17 protein-coding genes and 1 pseudogene are annotated in these 17,001 nt (G+C 66.3%); 12 read left to right on the forward strand and 6 right to left on the reverse strand.

Going from position 1 to position 17,001, the window contains the following annotated elements; genetic code table 11:
* The first annotated feature begins 15 nt into the window (after positions 1–15).
* Positions 16–1,638: an MASE1 domain-containing protein gene (locus DWG18_RS02040; protein ID WP_115644937.1), complete on the forward strand. Its 1,623-nt coding sequence runs from the start codon at positions 16–18 to the stop codon at positions 1,636–1,638.
* A gap of 35 nt (positions 1,639–1,673) precedes the next feature.
* A complete protein-coding gene (locus DWG18_RS02045) occupies positions 1,674–3,152 on the forward strand; it encodes a S41 family peptidase (protein WP_115644939.1) in 1,479 nt (492 codons plus the stop codon).
* Between the two features lie 220 nt (positions 3,153–3,372).
* Here DWG18_RS02045 and DWG18_RS02050 read toward each other — a convergent pair whose 3' ends face one another.
* The 3 genes and pseudogenes from DWG18_RS02050 to DWG18_RS02060 form a co-directional block, all read right to left on the reverse strand.
* The gene (locus DWG18_RS02050; protein ID WP_115644941.1) at positions 3,373–4,113 is read right to left on the reverse strand and encodes an isoprenylcysteine carboxylmethyltransferase family protein; all 741 of its coding nucleotides are present in this window, start codon (positions 4,111–4,113) and stop codon (positions 3,373–3,375) included.
* A gap of 175 nt (positions 4,114–4,288) precedes the next feature.
* Positions 4,289–4,579 (reverse strand): annotated as a pseudogene (locus tag DWG18_RS02055) (lipid-A-disaccharide synthase N-terminal domain-containing protein); the annotation flags it as partial.
* Between the two features lie 84 nt (positions 4,580–4,663).
* Positions 4,664–6,616, reverse strand: coding sequence for an LTA synthase family protein (locus tag DWG18_RS02060; protein ID WP_115644943.1), 1,953 nt, complete (start codon positions 6,614–6,616; stop codon positions 4,664–4,666).
* 150 nt (positions 6,617–6,766) lie between these two features.
* Here DWG18_RS02060 and DWG18_RS02065 point away from each other — a divergent pair, with 150 nt between their 5' ends.
* From DWG18_RS02065 to DWG18_RS02100, 8 genes are all read left to right on the forward strand, one after another.
* A complete protein-coding gene (locus DWG18_RS02065; protein ID WP_115644945.1) occupies positions 6,767–7,471 on the forward strand; it encodes a response regulator transcription factor in 705 nt (234 codons plus the stop codon).
* 44 nt (positions 7,472–7,515) lie between these two features.
* Positions 7,516–8,679: a histidine kinase dimerization/phospho-acceptor domain-containing protein gene (locus DWG18_RS02070; RefSeq protein ID WP_162823650.1), complete on the forward strand. Its 1,164-nt coding sequence runs from the start codon at positions 7,516–7,518 to the stop codon at positions 8,677–8,679.
* A gap of 212 nt (positions 8,680–8,891) precedes the next feature.
* Positions 8,892–9,620 (forward strand): phosphatase PAP2 family protein, encoded by a 729-nt coding sequence (locus DWG18_RS02075; protein WP_162823651.1) that lies wholly within the window; start codon positions 8,892–8,894, stop codon positions 9,618–9,620.
* Between the two features lie 25 nt (positions 9,621–9,645).
* A complete protein-coding gene (locus tag DWG18_RS02080; RefSeq protein ID WP_115644951.1) occupies positions 9,646–10,446 on the forward strand; it encodes a hypothetical protein in 801 nt (266 codons plus the stop codon).
* A gap of 1 nt (position 10,447) precedes the next feature.
* Positions 10,448–11,179 carry a hypothetical protein gene (locus DWG18_RS02085; RefSeq protein WP_115644953.1) on the forward strand — a complete coding sequence of 244 codons (732 nt, stop codon included), beginning with the start codon at positions 10,448–10,450 and terminating at the stop codon, positions 11,177–11,179.
* 37 nt (positions 11,180–11,216) lie between these two features.
* On the forward strand, positions 11,217–12,644 hold the full coding sequence (locus tag DWG18_RS02090; protein ID WP_162823652.1) for a glycosyltransferase family 39 protein: 1,428 nt from the start codon (positions 11,217–11,219) through the stop codon (positions 12,642–12,644).
* A 78-nt stretch (positions 12,645–12,722) separates the two neighbouring features.
* Positions 12,723–13,760 (forward strand): YncE family protein, encoded by a 1,038-nt coding sequence (locus DWG18_RS02095; RefSeq protein ID WP_115644957.1) that lies wholly within the window; start codon positions 12,723–12,725, stop codon positions 13,758–13,760.
* 126 nt (positions 13,761–13,886) lie between these two features.
* Positions 13,887–14,195 (forward strand): PepSY domain-containing protein, encoded by a 309-nt coding sequence (locus DWG18_RS02100; RefSeq protein WP_162823653.1) that lies wholly within the window; start codon positions 13,887–13,889, stop codon positions 14,193–14,195.
* 160 nt (positions 14,196–14,355) lie between these two features.
* Here the strand turns inward: DWG18_RS02100 and DWG18_RS02105 are convergent, their stop codons facing one another.
* Entirely contained in the window at positions 14,356–15,087 is a 732-nt protein-coding gene (locus DWG18_RS02105) for a phosphatase PAP2 family protein (protein WP_240318574.1), read from the reverse strand.
* A gap of 146 nt (positions 15,088–15,233) precedes the next feature.
* On the opposite strand from DWG18_RS02105, the gene DWG18_RS02110 reads away from it, so the two are divergent.
* Positions 15,234–15,527: a hypothetical protein gene (locus DWG18_RS02110; protein WP_115644963.1), complete on the forward strand. Its 294-nt coding sequence runs from the start codon at positions 15,234–15,236 to the stop codon at positions 15,525–15,527.
* Between the two features lie 6 nt (positions 15,528–15,533).
* Here the strand turns inward: DWG18_RS02110 and DWG18_RS02115 are convergent, their stop codons facing one another.
* Together DWG18_RS02115 and trxC are read right to left on the reverse strand one after the other, a co-directional pair.
* A complete protein-coding gene (locus tag DWG18_RS02115) occupies positions 15,534–15,977 on the reverse strand; it encodes a DUF1931 family protein (RefSeq protein ID WP_115647990.1) in 444 nt (147 codons plus the stop codon).
* Positions 15,978–16,053: 76 nt separating this feature from the next.
* Entirely contained in the window at positions 16,054–16,479 is a 426-nt protein-coding gene (gene trxC / locus DWG18_RS02120; protein ID WP_115647991.1) for a thioredoxin TrxC, read from the reverse strand.
* Positions 16,480–16,580: 101 nt separating this feature from the next.
* Between trxC and DWG18_RS15100 the strand changes: the two genes are divergently transcribed.
* Complete coding sequence (locus tag DWG18_RS15100) at positions 16,581–16,910, forward strand: hypothetical protein (RefSeq protein ID WP_162823654.1); 330 nt, start codon at positions 16,581–16,583, stop codon at positions 16,908–16,910.
* Positions 16,911–17,001 lie beyond the last annotated feature (91 nt).

The raw sequence follows: 17,001 nt of genomic DNA on the forward strand, positions 1-17,001 counted from the left end.
ACCCGGGGGACCGGCATGAGTGCACAGGCGTCGTCGATGCGTTCGGTCGGGCTGGGCGCGCTGGTCGCGGCTTCGGTGGCCTGCTCGCAATGGGCGTCGATGCTGCTGTGGATGCCGAATCCTCGCAGCCACATGGTGTGGTTTCCGGGCGCGGTGCTGTTGAGTGCGTTGCTGCTGCAGCCGCGGCGGCGCTGGTGGATCTGCCTGCTGGCGACTGCCGTGGGCGAAGCGGCAGCGTTCGGTGCACTCGGGGTACCGCCGTTGGCGGTGATGACGGCGATGCTGGGATCGCTGGTTGCCACGCCGCTGGTCGCCGCCGCCCTGCACGCATTGGGCCGGCGGCTGCAGTCACCCCTCGAAGACTTCCGGCTGCTCACCGCGTTCGTGCTGACAGGCGGGCTCGCGCTGCCGATGCTGAGCGCGGCATGGATCGCCTATGCGATCCGCGGCACCGTGCTTGCGCCCTATCTGTCCGACTGGCCGAACGTGTCGCTCGCGCAGAGTCTGGGCAACCTGATGCTGGTCCCGGCCGTGGTGTGGCTTGCGATGCAACGGCGGCAGCGGGTGCCGTTGGAGGCGAGCCGCGCGCGCCTTGCCGTCGGTGCGGCGCTGCTCGTGCTGCTGTGCCTCGCGTGGACGTCGCCACTGCCGATGGAACGCCTGCAACCGGCGCTGCTGGTCGCGCCGGTCCCATTCCTGATCTGGGCGATGGTGTGCTTCCGCTCCTTGGGCGCGTCGCTCGCGATGCTGACGGTCGGCCTGCTCGCCATGCATTTCAGCGCGGCAGGTATCGGCCCCTTCATCCGCGACGACCTGGCGACCACCACCGTTGCGGTGCAGCTTTGGACGGTGTTGCTCACGGTCGCGCTGCTCTACATGACGGTCGTCGTCGAGCAGCACGCCACGCGCACCTACGCCCTCCAACACGCGCACGGTCGGCTGCAGGCGATGACGGTGCAGCTCATGCGCGCGCAGGAAGACGAGCGCGCGCGCATCGCCCGAGATCTGCACGACGGCATCAACCAGTCGATGGCGTCGATCGCCATCCGCCTCAGCATCGAGCGACAGAACGCGCAGGGCCCGGCGCGCGCGCTGCTCGCCGAACTGCAGGCGGCGGTGACGGAGGTGTCGGAGGACGTACGGCGCATGTCGCATGCCTTGCATCCGAGCCTGCTGCGGTACGCCGGTCTCGCGCCGGCGCTGCAGGCGCTGTGCGATGCGCAGCCGTCCACGACGCGCGTGCAGGCCCAGCTGCAGGACGTTCCGGACCTGCCGCTCGACGTCGCCACGGCGCTGTATCGCATCGCCCAGGAAGCGCTGCACAACATCGAGAAGCATGCCGGCGCGAGCGAGGTGCAGGTCGGGCTGGAGCGCGAAGGCAGGCGTGTGCGGCTGCGAATCGAGGACGACGGCATCGGTCTGCAGCAGGGAGCGGCCGCCCCGGCCCAGGGCCTCGGTCTGCTGAGCATGCGTGAACGCACGCGTGAGATCGGTGGGGCGTTGCACATCGGCTCGCGCACCGCGGAGCGAAGCGGAGTGGTCGTTCTGGTCGAGGTCGACTGTCCGCTCACGCGCGACGACCGTGTGCCCGCATCGGGCGCGCGCGTGTACTCGTCGACGGACCGCATGGACTCCTGAGCCGTGCTGTCCCGGGTCTACTGAAGGAGCATGTCATGCGTTTCGCACCGCTTCTTGCCGCCGCAGCGCTGTTCGCCATCGCCGCAACCCCTGCGGCGCCGGCAGTGGAAACGCGCATCGAGGGCGCTGGGCTTGTGCACGATGTCGACCTACTCCAGTCGGCCTACGAGCGCCTGCATCCGGGCCTGTATCGGTCCACCACACCCGCCCGGATGGCGCGCGACTTCGACGCGCTGCGCGACGAGCTGCGCGGTGGCGCCACGCTCGCTCAGGCGTACATGGCGTTCTCGCGCCTCGCGGCGCAGGTGAAGTGCGGTCACACGTACACGAACTTCCACAATCAGCCGGAAGCGATCCGCAGCGCGCTGTTCGAAGCCGGCCGCGGACGCGTGCCCTTCCATTTCCGCTGGGTCGACCAGCGCATGATCGTGGTACGCGCGGCCGCGTCGGCGCCTGATCTCGCGCCGGGAACCGAGGTTGTTTCGATCAACGGCGTGCCCGTTCGCGAAGTGCTGGCGGCACTACTGCCCTACACGCGGGCTGACGGCGCCAATGATGCCAAGCGCATCGCGCAGCTGCAGGTTCTCGGTGACGAGAAGTACGAGCCGTTCGATGTCTTCTTCGCGCTGGCGTTTCCTGCGCCAGGCGACATGTTCGATCTGGTCGTGCTGCGCCCTGGCGAAACGACACCCCAGCAGATGCGAGTTCCCGGCCTGGCGTGGCCGGAGCGCCTCGCGATGCGCCCTGCAGTGCGCGAGGGCGGGGCGCCCTGGCGGCTCGACCGCACGCGATCGGGTTTCGCGGTGCTCGACATGCCGACGTGGGCGCTCTACGACACGCCATGGGACTGGAAGGCGTTTCTGACCGACACCTTCGTCCAGCTGGAACGGGATCATGTTCCCGCGCTCGTGATCGACCTGCGCGCGAACGAGGGCGGCATGGACATTGGCGACGGGCTGCTCGCGCATCTCATCGATCGACCCGTCCAACGCCCGTTCTACCGCCAGCTCGTCCGCTACCGCAGCGTGCCTGCCGACCTGAGGCCGCATCTGGATACCTGGGATCGCTCCTTTGATGACTGGGGTGCGGACGCGATCCCGTTCGACGTGCGCTATTACCAGCTGACCCGCTGGCATCCGGCATCGCCGGGTGAGCCCATCGCGCCCGAGGCACCGCATTACTCCGGGCGCGTCTACGTGCTGACGTCCGCAACGAACAGTTCGGCGACATTCCAGTTCGCGCAACTGCTGCACGCCAGCGGACGCGGCACCCTGGTGGGCGAACCCACCGGCGGAAACCTGCGCGGCATCAACGGAAGCGCCTTCTATTTTCTGCGCCTGCCGCACTCGGGCATCGAACTCGATCTGCCGCTCGTCGCGCAGGTTTCGGACAGTCCACAGCCGGACGGCGGCGTGGCACCGGACATCGTCGCTGTTCCCGATCGCGCGTCGATCGCGGCGGGTCGGGATGTAGCATTGGAGGCGGTGGCAAAGGACCTCGTTTCGCATCGCTGAGCCGCACGCCGGCATACGCGACCTCGTTGCGCGATGTCGACCCGTGTCGGCTTCGAGTCCGGGCTCTGCGTGACATCTGACGGGCCGCAGCGTGAGTTCGCACGGGAGCGCGTGCAGCCAACTCCGGCTCCATCGCGCGCGAGGCATGTTGCCTGCGCGGACCAACGCCCATGCAGTGAAACGCAGAACCCGCGCGTGACTGGGCGACGGCGTATCGCGCCTAGCGCCCCTGAACGCGAAGAATGCTTGTTCGCCTCTTGAGCGTGCGGAGGATCAGCCACGCAGCAAGCCCAACGAGAACTGCGATGGTCCAGATCGGCCCGACGGAGAGGCGTCCCTGCACGGTCGACTCGGACGCCACGTCAAGCACGAACATGGCGAGCGCCACGCTGAAGACGTTGTTGTATTCGCGACGCAATACGTTGCGGATCGAGAAGGGCAGGCTTGGTTTGGACCAGTGGCGAAGGGTCGGGATAAGTGCTGGCGTCCGAGCAGCCCAGATCTCGTAAGCGCTACCGAAGCGTTCCGCGAGGAATGCTTCCTCGGCCAGCATGATCCTCTCGTGGTAGAGCCAGAACCCGAGGATGCACACCGCGGATGGCCACGGGTCGTGCAGGAACGCGACGGTGCCGACGAAGATCAGGAAGTTACCGATGTAGAGCGGGTGCCGCACGAGCGAATACAGCCCGGTGGTATTCAGCGCCTCCGCTCGCTGTTCGCGTGCGTTGCGGCCGGAGGTGTCCTTCGGGACATGCCCCACCACCAACGCGCGCACCAGCAGCCCCAGCGCGGCGAGCAGGGCACAGCAGAACTGCCAGACGTCGTCGTCAAACTTGCTGCCGCCCAGGTAGTGGTAGTGCCCGACGCGGAGCAGCAACAGCGCCAGGGCCGCGACCGGTGGGTAGCTGCGCCACCGGAACAGCCACGCACCCTGGCGCTCCATGGCGGCACGCAACATCATGAGAACGTCGGATACCGCGCTCGACGTTGGACTTTCACCTCACGCCGTGTGTTCGCCGCGCACAGGGGCAGACCACTGCTCACGACGTCGCGTCTGCGGTGCCCTCGATCTGGAGGGTCGTTCGGCCGTCCCGGCTTCCTCCATCCGCCGCGTCCGTCGCGCGCTGCCGCGGTGATCGGATGTCGAGGTAGAGGCTGTAAACGGACGTCATCGCCGGGAACAGGTTCTGGAGTACGCCGACCGAATCCTGCTTGGCCGAGAGCGTGAAGTAGGCGAGCGAGAGTGCGCTGCCGGTAACGCTCATGATCCAGAAGAGCCGAGGGATGACCGGACGTCCGGCACGCCGTGACGCCAGAAGCTGTACGGCCCAGCGCAGGCTGAACATGCCGGCGCCCAGCCAGCCGATCAGCTTCCATGGCGATGCGTGCAGTCCCGTCCATGCCAGGGCTGCAATGGGCGTGTTCATCGCATCGTGAATCACGGACGGCCTCGCGGGTGGAGTGGAGAATGACGCCGAGCGCTCGTCCCGGCGCAGGTGTTCATCGCATGGCTAGCGCGCGGATACAGCGGGGAGCGGTCGGAACGGTGTCCGCATCTGGCCGCTGTGGAACGCCGCAGCGGCTGACTCGTAGTAGCTGATGGCGTCCAACGTCAGAACCGGGTCGTCCGGCACGACCGGCTGGGATTCGTCCGCGGTCAGCGCAGGTTTCAACGTCGCGACGCGACGGTGCGGCGCCAACTGCACGAGGCGGTTCGGCGTCAGATAGCCGAGGAGCTGGTACGTTCCGATCAGCGCGCGCTCAGGACGCGACTGCGCGACGTCCACGCCGTAGAACCGGCTGCGATAGTCCATCCCGAGCAGGCCCAGCAGGGTGGGCGGCACGTCGATCTGGCTCATCAGGCCATCAACGCGACCCGGCGCGATATGCGCCGGCGAGTAGACCCACATGGGGATGTGATAGCGGAATGCAGGCAGGTCAGCCTTGCCGGCACTGAAAGCGCAATGGTCTGCCGTGATGACGAAGACCGTGTCGCGGAACCACGGGTGGGTGCGTGCACGTCGAAGAAAGTCTCCGACCGCCCAGTCGGTATACCGGACCGCGCCAATGCGGGACTTCTGTTTGAACGCGCCGCGACCTTCCGGGAACGTGTAGGGCCGATGGTTGGACGTGGTCATCACGTGCGCAAAGAACGGTCGTCCCGCTGCAGCGCTTCGATCGAACGTCTTCATCGCCATCGTGTACAGGTCTTCATCCGAGACGCCCCACACCGTGGCGTGGTGGACGGCGTCGCTCGGAACCTCGGCGCGGTCATGGATCGTGTAACCGTTGTGGCCGAAGAAGTAGTTCATGTTGTCGAAGGCGCCGTACCCGCCGTAAATGAACGATGAGTCGTACCCCTTCGCGTTGAAGACGCTTGCCAGCGAGAACAGATGTTCGTTGCCGGGACGCTTCACGATCGACTCTCCGGGCGTGGGCGGCACGGAAAGCGATAGCGCCTCGAGACCACGGACGGTGCGCGTGCCCGTGGCATAGAGCTGGGTGAACAGCAGGCTTGCCGGTGTCAGTCGATCGAGATTGGGCGTGAGCGATTCCGCCCGCCCGTACGTGCCCGAGAATTCGGCCGAGAAGCTCTCGATGCTGATCAGGACGACATTGAGCCGCTGCTCCGGCGTCGCGTTGTGGATCGTGCGGTCCATGCCGGTCGGCGCGTCGAACGTCGCGTCAGGCGTTGCGACCGTCCTGCGAACGTGCGCGTCCGCATCCGGCTGCGCGACCGTGCGGTAGTACTGGTCGTAATCCAGTGACGGATTGCGATACGCCGCGAAGAACTCGTAGATGCCGTTGCCTTGGAGCGCGTCTGCGTAGTGGTTTCCCGTCGGCCACCGTGTGTCGGCCGTGACCAGCCAGGTGCCCAGCGCAGCGGCGGCACCCCAGATCGCCAATACGGTCCAGCGCGTCCGCCACGGGGTGAGATCGTGTCCGCCTGCGCGCCAGCGCCGTGTCCCGACGAAGATCGCGAGCGTGGTGCCCGCGATGCCGGCGAGGATCGGGCCGACGGCATAGGACTCCCGAATGTTGCCGAGGACTTCGGTGGTATAGACCAGGTAGTCGACGGCGATGAAGTTGAAGCGGCTCTGGAATTCTTCCCAGAACGTCCATTCCGCAACGGCGACGAACACCAGCAGCGCCAGCAGGAGCAGACACAACGTACCGATCGCGGCCCGCCCGGGCCTCGATGCGCCCCAGCCCGCGGGAAGGAGCGTCAGCAGAAGCACGAGCGGGAGGCCGACGTAAAGACAGGTCAGCAGATCGAAGAAGAAGCCGATCGCGAAGACTTCCGCCACGACGGCTGGCGAATGGGGAATGTCGCCCCACGCGGCTGCGAGCAGGACGACTCGGGTCACCGTCGAAATGACCAGGAAGCAGCAGGCGAGCCAGAAGAGTGGGCGGAAGCGGCCCGCGAGCAGGTAGGACGGTGGTGCCAAAGGCAAAGACGGCATGAGAGCGATCCGAAACGACCGAAAAAGCATGGGTCGAGGTTCGTAAAAACCGCTCAGGCCAATCTCAACTCGCCGTTAAGACGCGCTCATGAAGGTACGGCGCCCGCGTTCGCGTGGATCGTCGTCGCGCTCGTGTGGCAGGCTTCGGCGATGGCATCGACTCCTTTCCCCACAGCGGCCGGGCTGCGTGTGCTGCTGGTCGAGGATCAGCACGATATCGCCGCCAACATCTGGGATTTCCTGGAACGGCGCGGTTACAAGGTCGACCATCGTGCAGACGGCGCGAGTGGGCTGCAGCGCGCGATGCACGACGATTTCGACGTCATCGTGCTCGACCTCGGCCTGCCGCGCATGGACGGCCTGGAACTGTGTCGTCGCCTGCGCGAAGCCGGGCGTGGCACGCCGATCCTCATGCTGACCGCCCGCGACACGCTCGAAGACAAGCTGCGCGGCTTTGCGGAGGGCGCGGACGACTACATGGTCAAGCCGTTCGAGCTGCGCGAGCTGGAGGCGCGCCTGCGCGCGTTGCATCGCGCCCGTCATCCGCGCCTCGGCGGGCCGCTCCTCGAATGCGGACCGTTGGCCTACGACCCGTCCGAAATGGTGGCCCTGCGTGAGGAGCGGCGCATTCCGCTGACGCGCCTGCAAGGCCTGTTGCTCTCCGTACTTCTCGAGGACGCGCCGAAGATCTCCACGCACACGCGCTTGCTCCAGGCGGCGTGGCCGAATGGAGACGGCGACGTCGCGGCACTGCATACACAGATCTACGAGCTTCGCGGCCTCATCGATCGACCGTTCTCCACGCAGCTTCTGCAATCGATACGCGGCATCGGGTACCGAATCTGTTGTCCATGACGACTCAACCATTGCCACTGCGGAGGCGGGTCACACTCGCCTTCATGCTGCTGGGCTTCATGCTCAGCCTGTCCTTTGCCCTCAGCACCGTCTTCATTACCGAAGACTACGAACAGTTGCTCGCAAGCGAGATCCTGCGTGGCCAGGCGGAGGACTACAGCCTACGTCTGTCCAACGGATTGCCCGCGCAGCTGCCGCAGACGCATCGGCTTAGCGGATACCTCGGCCATCCGCCCGTTCGCTACGCCAACTTCGGGTTGGGTGTCCACGAGGATCCGCTGCAGGACGGCGTGCACGTCGGCGTGTTCGACATGCCCGCAGGCCGCATGTTCTTCGTCATCAACCTGGGCGACATCGAAACGCTGGAACAGCATCTCAATCTCGCGCTGGCGACCATTGTGGCTCTGGGCACGCTGATATCCGGCTGGCTGGGTTGGCTCCTGGCGCGACGCGCGCTCGCTCCCGTGTCCGCCTTGGCCGCTGCGGTCGACCGACTGCCCACCACCGCCGTTGCCACGCAGCTCGCGGCGTCGGCGAGTCCGGATGATCTGGGGCGGCTGGCCGAAGCGATTGATCGCTACCAGGGACGATTGGTCGATGTTCGGGAGCAGCAGAAGGCTTTCTTTGCGGACGCGAGCCACGAGTTGCGAACGCCGGTCGCGGTCGTGCAGGGCGCGGCGGAACTCCTTCGCGAGGATGCGGTGGGATTTTCAGAACTCACGCCGCGGCTCGATCGGCTCGATCGTGGCATTGGCGACCTGATCGATCTCCTCGACGTGCTGCTGAGACTGGCGCGTGGCAAGCACGACGAGCCCGAGGCGATCGAGGCGGTCGACTGGACGCGGGGCGTCGTTACGTCCGCGCTGTCGCGATTCGCCCCCGACCTCCACATCGAAGTCGCGGGCCCGGCGACCGTTACATGGACCGTTTCACGGCACGAAGCCGCCCTGCTGTTGCGGGCCATCGCACGCGACATCGTGCCGCCGGGCGCATCCGGGACGCTCAACGTCTCGATCGAGCCGGAAGGCCTCTCGCTATCGACGGTGGGCGAGCTCGGTACGTCCAATGCGCGCCGGCCGCGTGGGCCGGTCAGGAGCGATCGGGCGGTGGGCGGCGGGCTGGTGGGCCGACTCGCCGGCGCTCACGGATGGCGAATCGATGCCAAGCCGGGTCGCGCTCATGTCACGTGGGTGGACTCCGCCGTTTGAATCCGTGCGCGTCCCGGCAAAAGGTACTTCGCGCGCGCGGTTAACGGCCGCCTGAGATTCGCCTCAGCGCCCCTTACGTTCTGCTGGCGAGACTTGCGGCTCCATCGTCAGTGGATCATGCGTGCAAGTCATCGTCGACGTCCCGCCCGGAGGCGGCCCGGCACATCAGGTTCACGTTTCGACGTGCGGGCGCGGCAATGCTGCATAACTTTGTGGAGGAAGGCGCCGAGCTGAGCGCCATCGTGATCGGCTCGTTCGCGGCGGTGTCCCTCTTCAGCCAACGTCACGTTCGTTGGGCGCGAGGGTTCCGGCATGGCTGGTTCCTGATCCTGCTGGTGATCGCCTCGATTGCCGTACTCACGCAGGTGCTCGAGGAAGTTCTCGGCCAGGAAAGCACGGCGATCGATCGCGCCATCCTCGAATGGATACACGGGCGCGTTCCCGCTGGCGCGCTCGGCTTCTTCAATGCCCTGACGTGGACCGGCTCCTCGCGTGTCGTCGTGCCGGTCGCTTCGCTCCTTGTCGTGGTCGCCCTGTGGCGTAAGCAGCGGTTCGAGGCGCTGCAAGTCGCGTTGACGACCGCGCTCGCGGGCCTCGTCATCTACTTCGCCAAGACCGCCGTCGCGCGCCCGCGCCCCGATCTCTGGTCGACGCAGTGGTTCTGGGGCTCGAGCTTTCCGAGTGGTCACACCCTGATCTCCGCGGCGCTCGCGACATCGCTTTGCCTTTGGATCGCTCGCCAGTGGCCGCGGGGACGCATTGCGGCCCTGGTTGCAGGCACGACATGGGTAGCGCTCGTCGGGTTGTCCCGTCTTGTGCTCGGCGTGCATTGGCCGACGGACGTCGTCGCCGCTGCATGTGCCGGCCTTCTCGTCGCCGCGGGCGTCAACGGCGCGCTGGCGTTGGTTGCAGTGCGCACCCGAAAGCCCCGCTCCGTCTAACCCATTTGGCTTCCCACGACCCCGTATGAACTCGACTGATCTGCGCGACACCCTCAGCAAAGTTCCCGCCATCACCTTCGGCTTCTGGATCATCAAGATCCTCGCCACGACGCTCGGTGAAATCGGCGGTGACGCGGTCACCATGTCGTGGCTGGGCGAAACCACGCCCAACGCCGCGGTCGGCATCCTGCATTCCGGCTATCTGGTCGGCACCGCGCTGTTCGCCGCCATTTTCGCGATCGCGGTTGCGCTGCAGATCCGCGCGCGCGACTTCAACCCGTGGATGTACTGGACGACGATCGTCGCCAGCACCACGGTGGGCACCACACTCGCGGATTTCGCCGATCGCTCGCTGGGCATCGGCTACACGGGCGGTTCGACGCTGCTCCTCGCGCTCCTGCTCGCCTCGCTGTTCACCTGGTATCGCACCACGGGCACCATCGCTGTCGACAGCGTTCGCGACGCTCGCAGCGAACTGTTCTACTGGCTGACGATCACGTTCTCGCAGACCCTCGGCACAGCGCTCGGTGACTGGGTCGCCGACACCCAGGGTCTCGGCTACGTGGGCGGCATCGCGATCTTCGGTGGATTGCTCACGCTGGTGGCGATCTTGTACTTCGCCACGAAGATTTCGCGCACCGCGCTCTTCTGGGCGGCGTTCGTGTTGACGCGACCGCTCGGCGCGGTCGTCGGTGACTTCCTCGACAAGCCCGTCGCCAAGGGCGGGCTGGAGCTCAGTCGCTATACCGGCTCGATCGCGCTTCTGGTTGCGATCGGCCTGTGCATCGCGCTGTTCCCGCAACGACCGGCGACCCGATCGCACTGACATGGCGCGTGCGACGCGAATCGCGGTGGCACTGCTCCTGTCCGCCGTCGCGGCACAGGCCGAAGCCGGGCCTCCGCTCATCACGAACGATCCCGACACGCCCGGACCGGGCGTGTGGGAGATCAACCTGGCGGCCACGGGGATCAGCGGAGCCGGTGTGCTGGGGCTGGACGCGCCGGATCTCGATCTCAATCGCGGTGTCGGCGAACGCGTCCAGCTGTCGATGCACGCGGCGTGGGCGCACGAGCGTGACGGGAACGGATGGCGGAGCGGCCTGGGCGACGTCGAGTTCGGCGTGCGCTATCGCTTCATGGACGCCGAAACGTCGGGCATGTCGCTGGCGATCCAGCCGCTGTACACCCGCAGCTGGTCTGCCGCCGCGCGGCGGCGCGGCCTCGCGTCGGAGCACCCCGAATGGGTCGTGCCGGTACAGCTCGCTCGCCCCTTCGGGGCGTTCAATGCGGGCCTCGAGGTTTCGCGTCACTTCATCACGAGCGAACCCGATGCGTGGCAGGCCGGCGTTTTTGCTGGACACGACTGCTGGGGCGGGGAGTGCCTCGCCGAGATCAACTCGACGCGTGTCGACCATGCTGGAGCGCGCACGACGTTCAACCTGGGCAATCGCCACCCGATCGCCGATGGCGTGGACTTTCTCGGGTCGGTAGGGCGACAGTACGGAGGCCGGGAGGCCGCGGCAACGGTGTTTTATGTCGGCGTCCAAATCATCCGCTAGGTACGACTGGACGCGACACACTGCCGCGGTCGCGGCGGTGCTCGTCGTCCTTGCGCTCGCGTTCCTGGGCAGCCGCGGCTTGTGGGATCCGGACGAAGGCCGCTACACGAACGTCGCGTTGAACATGCTGGCCCGCGGCGATTGGCTGGTACCGCATCGCAGCTTCGAGGTGGCGCACTGGACCAAGCCGCCTCTCGCCTATTGGGCCATTGCGACCGGTTTCAGCATGCTGGGCGTCTCGACATGGGCGGCGCGCCTGGCGCCCGCACTGGCGTACCTCATCAGTGCGTTTGCAGTTGCGCGCATCGGACGGCGTCTGGTTCCGGGGCAGGGGCCGCGACCGGCACTCGTCTTCGGCACCTTGTTGCTGCCCGCCGTGGCCTCGCAGCTCGTCACGACGGATATGGTGCTCACCGCGTGCGAGAGCCTCGCCATGTGGGGCTACGTCGAACGCCGGTGGGGCGACGGACGTCAGCGGTGGCTGCTCCTCATGTACGCGGCGTTCGGGCTCGCGTTCCTGACGAAGGGTCCGCCCGGGCTGCTGCCCGCGCTGGCCATCATCGCCACCGAGTTCTTGGTGCCGCAGCCGCGACGGATCCTGTCGGCATCCGGGATGGCAGTCTTCGCACTGGTCGCATTTCCGTGGTTCATCGCCGTTGTCGCCACGTCACCCGGGCTGTTGCACTACCTCCTCACCCAGGAGGTCGTCGGTCGGGTTGCCAGCAACGACTTCGGGCGCCATGGCGAGTGGTACGGGTGGGCCGTGGTGTACGGCCCCGCGCTTGTTGTCGGCACCTCCCCCTGGCTCCTCCCATTGCTGAGATCGCTGCGGACGGCCCGCGCCGAATTCCGTGGCGAAATGCGGGACGGTCGACGCGTCCGCGACGACGTGGTGGTGTTCCTCGCGACGTGGATCCTGCTGCCGCTCATCGTGTTCTGCATTGCGCGATCGCGTTTGCCCTTGTACGTGCTGCCGATCATGGCGCCGATCGCGCTGCTCGTCGTGCGGACGTATGCGAACGGCGGCCGCGCCTTTCCCACGCGCCTCCTGATCGCCTGGTGCGTCGTGTTGTTCGCCATCCGCGCGGCGGGCGGCTTCATTCCGTCGAAACAGGACGCGCGCGCGCTGGCGAGTCAGATCCAGCAGCGTCTGGATGGCCCGGTGAGCCAGGTCGTCTTCGTCGATGACGTTCCACGCTACGGGCTCCGACTCCATCTGGGTGTAGAGGTCGAGAGCGTCGCGCTACATGCCCCGGCCAATCACCCGAGTCCGGATGTTGACGAGACGATGGACCGTGAACTTGCCACCCGCGACGCGCTGGATGGAATCTGGTTGACGCCCGAGGCGCATTTCCCCGCAGTGCTGGCGCACCTGCGTGCGACGCACTTCGACGCCCGTCCCCTCGGCACGCCGCTTCAGGGGCGAGTGCTATTTCGCATCCAGCGACACGCGGCGCTGCCCTAGAACGCTGAGCCCGAGCGAAGCAATCGGGACATCGGGCGCTCGTCGACTTCCCATCCACGCATTCTTTCAGGAGCTCCCATGCATCGCGCCTTGGCCCTCGCTTGCATCATCGCCCTCGGTGGCTGCGCCACGTCCGCCGCACGCAACGACGCGTTGGGTGTGACCGCCACGTGGGCGGTATCCGGCGATGGTCGCTGGGATCTCCTGGATGTCGATTCGGGCGCACACCGCCTCTATGTCAGCCGAAGCAACCGAGTCCAGGTGTTCGACACGACCACGGGCGCCATGACCGGTGAAGTCGCGGATACGCCCGGCGTGCATGGCATCGCCATCGTTCCGTCGCTCGGTCGCGGGTTCGCGACCGACGGCTCGGCCAATCGCGTCACGGAATTCGATCTCGCCTCGCTGGCGCAGGTGCGCTCGATCGCCGTGTCCGGCGCGTCCCCCGACGCCGTCATCTACGACACCGCGAGCAAGCACCTCTTCGCATTCAATGCGCACAGCAATAGCGCTTCGGTGCTCGACCCGGTCGCGGGCCGGGAAGTCGCCACGATCGCATTGGCCGGCAATCCCGAGCTCGCCGCCAGCGATGGCAGAGGTCACGTGTACGTCAATCTGGAGAGCCGCGGCGAGGTCGTCGACATCGACACGTCCACGTCAAAAATCGCGCACATCTGGGCGCTGCCGGATTGTGAGGAGCCGACCGGCCTCGCGATGGACGTGACGCACGCCCGCCTTTTTTCGGCGTGCGCCAACGGCCAGATGGCGGTCACCGATGCTCACGACGGTCACGCCGTTGCGCGGATTCCGATCGGCGATGGCCCCGACGGCCTGGTCTTCGACGCAGCGCTTGGCCGCATCCTCGTTCCGAACGGGCGCAGTGGCACGCTCACCGTGATCCAGGAGCTCGCTCCCGACCGTTACGAAGTCGCTCAAACCGTAACGACGGCGCAAAGCGCCCGCACCATCGCGCTGGATCCGGCAACGCACCGTGCCTACCTGCCCGCTGCCTCATTCGGGCCGAAGCCGGCGGGTGACGAACACGCGCGCCCTCCCATGCTGCCGGGAAGCTTCCGGATTGTCGTGGTGGCGCCGCTCGCGGCCGGTTCACCTTAATCGCGACCACACGCTAACGGGAGGCTGAGGCCCGCTTGATGCGGTGTTTCCTGAGCAGCGGTCATCGTGCCCGCTCACACTGGGAGCGAACCGATGACGTTGAGATCCGTACAGATTCTGGCCGCCGTGGTCGCGCTGCTGACGAGCGGCGTCGCCGCGGCGACCACGCACTCGACACCTGCGCTCATATCGAAGTCGCGCGCGGAACACTTTGCACTCGGACGCGTGCACGACGGAAAGATCCGAAGCGCCGAACTCGAGACGGAAAAGCACCGCAAGGTGTGGTCCTTCGACATTGCGCGCGCCGGTCATGCGGGTATCACTGAAGTGCTCGTTGATGCGCACTCCGGGAAGATCGTCAGCGTCACGACCGAAACGCCCAAACAGGAACAAGACGAGAAACAGGCCGAGGCGAAGGAAACTTCGCATCACTGATCCCGCAGCAGTCGGCTTTCCATGGGCGCCGGCGACTGCGGCGCCCTTCCTGTTTGCGCATTCGCTCGACGGAACGACCGATCAGCGGCGCACTTCGGCTTCTGCACGGGACGGGCGACTTGGGGTGGTGGCAACGACGACCGCCCAAGTGCGCGGGACTTTAGATCGGTTTGACATATCCGACCATCACGCCGTGCCCGGGCATCACGCTCATGATCAGCGGTGACTGCCGCCGGTGCGCCCAGGTTCCCCACGCCACTCCAACGCCGGCACCGACCAGTACATCGCTCTGCCAATGCCCGTGGACTTTGACTCGCGCAATGGTGTCGTAGACGGGTAGTGCGGCGAGTGCGTACACGGCGGGATGGTCATGCCCGTACTCCGCGATGAAGGGCGTGACGACCGTCGATATCTCGGCGACTTCGCCGCTGGGAAAGCTCTGGTGACCGTGGCCGCTGAAGAACGCATTCGGGTCGTCGGTCTCGCTTGGGCGTTCCCGGCTGAAGGCGTATTTCATGACCGTCGTCGTGCCGGCGGTCAGAACCATTGCATCCAGGCTCTGCGCGAACGTGCGTCCGATGCGCGAGTCGCGGTCGGCGACGAACGCGCCGCCGACCACCGTGAGTGCAGCGCCCATCGCCAACTTCTTCTGATAACTGCGGTCCCAGAGGCCCGAGTCGTCGTACGGAACCTTGTGGTCGATGCCGAACGGCCCGCCGCCCGCGACTGCGGCAGTGGACGTCATGGACAGCACGAGACCGAGCGCGAGATCGCGAAGCTTCATGGCAACCCTCCCGCTGTGCGCCGGCTGCAGTAATGCTTCGGCGTTCGCTCGCGAAATTCGCGCACGTGCTGCTATCGGCCCGTGAGTGGATCGCGAAGGCGATGCCATGTTGTCGTGCCGTCGTCCTGTCGAATCATGGCAACGGCCTGAACCATGCCGATTGCCAATCGGTGTCGACGGCTGCGGCCCACCCGTAGGCGATGCTGACGCCACTGTGCTCGACGCGTGACCGAGAACCTTCGACGCGAAAAAACATGGCGTCGCTGTTCCCCGCAGGCATCTGGGTCCAGGGCATCTCGGGCGCCGTCCATGCGGTCGGCGGCGTCGTGCTGCTTCTCGTTGATGCAAGCCTCATCACGTCCGCGGCGCTGTACATCAACGCTCCGAACTCGCCGAAGCTCCGCGCGACATCTCACGATGCTTCTGCGCCATTCCGCGGTCGGCCTGTCCACGCATCCGAGCTTCGCGTCGATGACCGCGCATGCGGACGGCTGGCTCGCCCATCCACGCGCGTCCTGCGGCTGGCGCACATCGTCCGCCAGGCGTGACGGCCGCTAAAGCAGCAGGTCGAACAGGCGATACGCCCGTTCCCACTCCTCGGTCGCCGGATTCTTGAGATCCTCGTCGATGACCTTGAAAGACTCTGCAAGCGCGACGCATAACGCTCCGGCGATGTCGGGAAAACTCGCCTCCGTTTCGTCTCCGATGGACAGGTCGCTCGGCGGCAATTGGATCAGCCCGCCCAGGTACTCCGTGAGCTGCAGCTCGGCGTTCATCAGCCGGAAACGGTGGATCGTCTCCTGGAGCCCCTTGGTGATCGGCAGATCCCAGGGCTCGACCACGTCGCGGTCATTGGCCTTGGCGTTGGCTTCCCCGCGTACGACAAGATCCACGACCTTGTGACGGACAAACTCCTCGAGTCGTCGAACGTCAGTCTTGTCGAGATCGAGACCGCCCGCTCGGCGGAACAACTTCTCCAACCTGTGAATGGTCGCCATGGCGCACCTCGCCTGCGAGACGGCCACCATGTACTCAACTGCCCGGCCCGGCATTGACGTTCGTCAAGGCAGCCCTCTAAAGCGCCTTCTCGACCCAGTCGATGATCGCCGACGTCGGCATCGCCCCCGAGGTGCGGGCGACCTCGCGCCCTTTCCTGAGCATCACCATGCTCGGAATGCCGCGAATGCCGTAGCGCCCGGCAATGGCAGGTTCCGCCTCGGTATCGAGTTTGCCGAGCCGCACGCGCGGCTCAAGCCGTGCCGCCGCCATCTCGAAATTGGGCGTCATCATCCGGCACGGACCGCACCACGCCGCCCAGAAGTCGATCACGATGGGCAGGTCGCTCTTGAGCGCGTGCGATTCGAAGTTCGCGCCGTTGAGCTCGACGACTTTGCCCGCGAAGAGCGGGCTGTGGCACCTCCCGCATTTCGGGTGGCGGTCGAGACTGGCGCGCGGAACGCGGTTCAGCGATGCATCGGTCGGACAGGCGACGATCAGCATCTCGACAGCTGTCTGCGGGTCGCGATCGACGGTCGAATCCGACATCGGAGTCTCCTTGCCGCTTCGCGGCAGGCGGGGCGCAACCGCAGCGGCTCCCTGGCTTGGCCAATCTGCAGCGGGGAGGCGCGTTTGTGCGCATCGACAACATGCGCCTTCCGCATCCAAACCGCCAGCGGCTGAGCTGCTCGCGCGTGCCGAAATCGCACATCCGGCGCAGCGGCCGAGTCCGAGCGGTGGCCCGCTGCGCGCGGCGCAGCCAGCCTGATGAAGGCAGCGGCATGCATCTGCGTTACTCGTCCTCCGAGTATTGCGGCGATGACGCAGACGGACGAGGAGGGGGCCTAGCCGAGGTCGCACGGTTGACCCACGTGCAGACGCTCGACGAGAACGCAAATTCGCTCGAGACCCGCAAGCGCCGCAGTTGCGAATGAAGGCGTCGACGACGACGCGAAGTTACTGGCGGAATTGCACTGTCGACCGCCAACGAAAAAGCCCGCGAATGCGCGGGCTCTCTTTCGATCA

It is taken from the genome of Lysobacter sp. TY2-98, from assembly GCF_003367355.1.
GTDB lineage: Bacteria > Pseudomonadota > Gammaproteobacteria > Xanthomonadales > Xanthomonadaceae > Cognatilysobacter.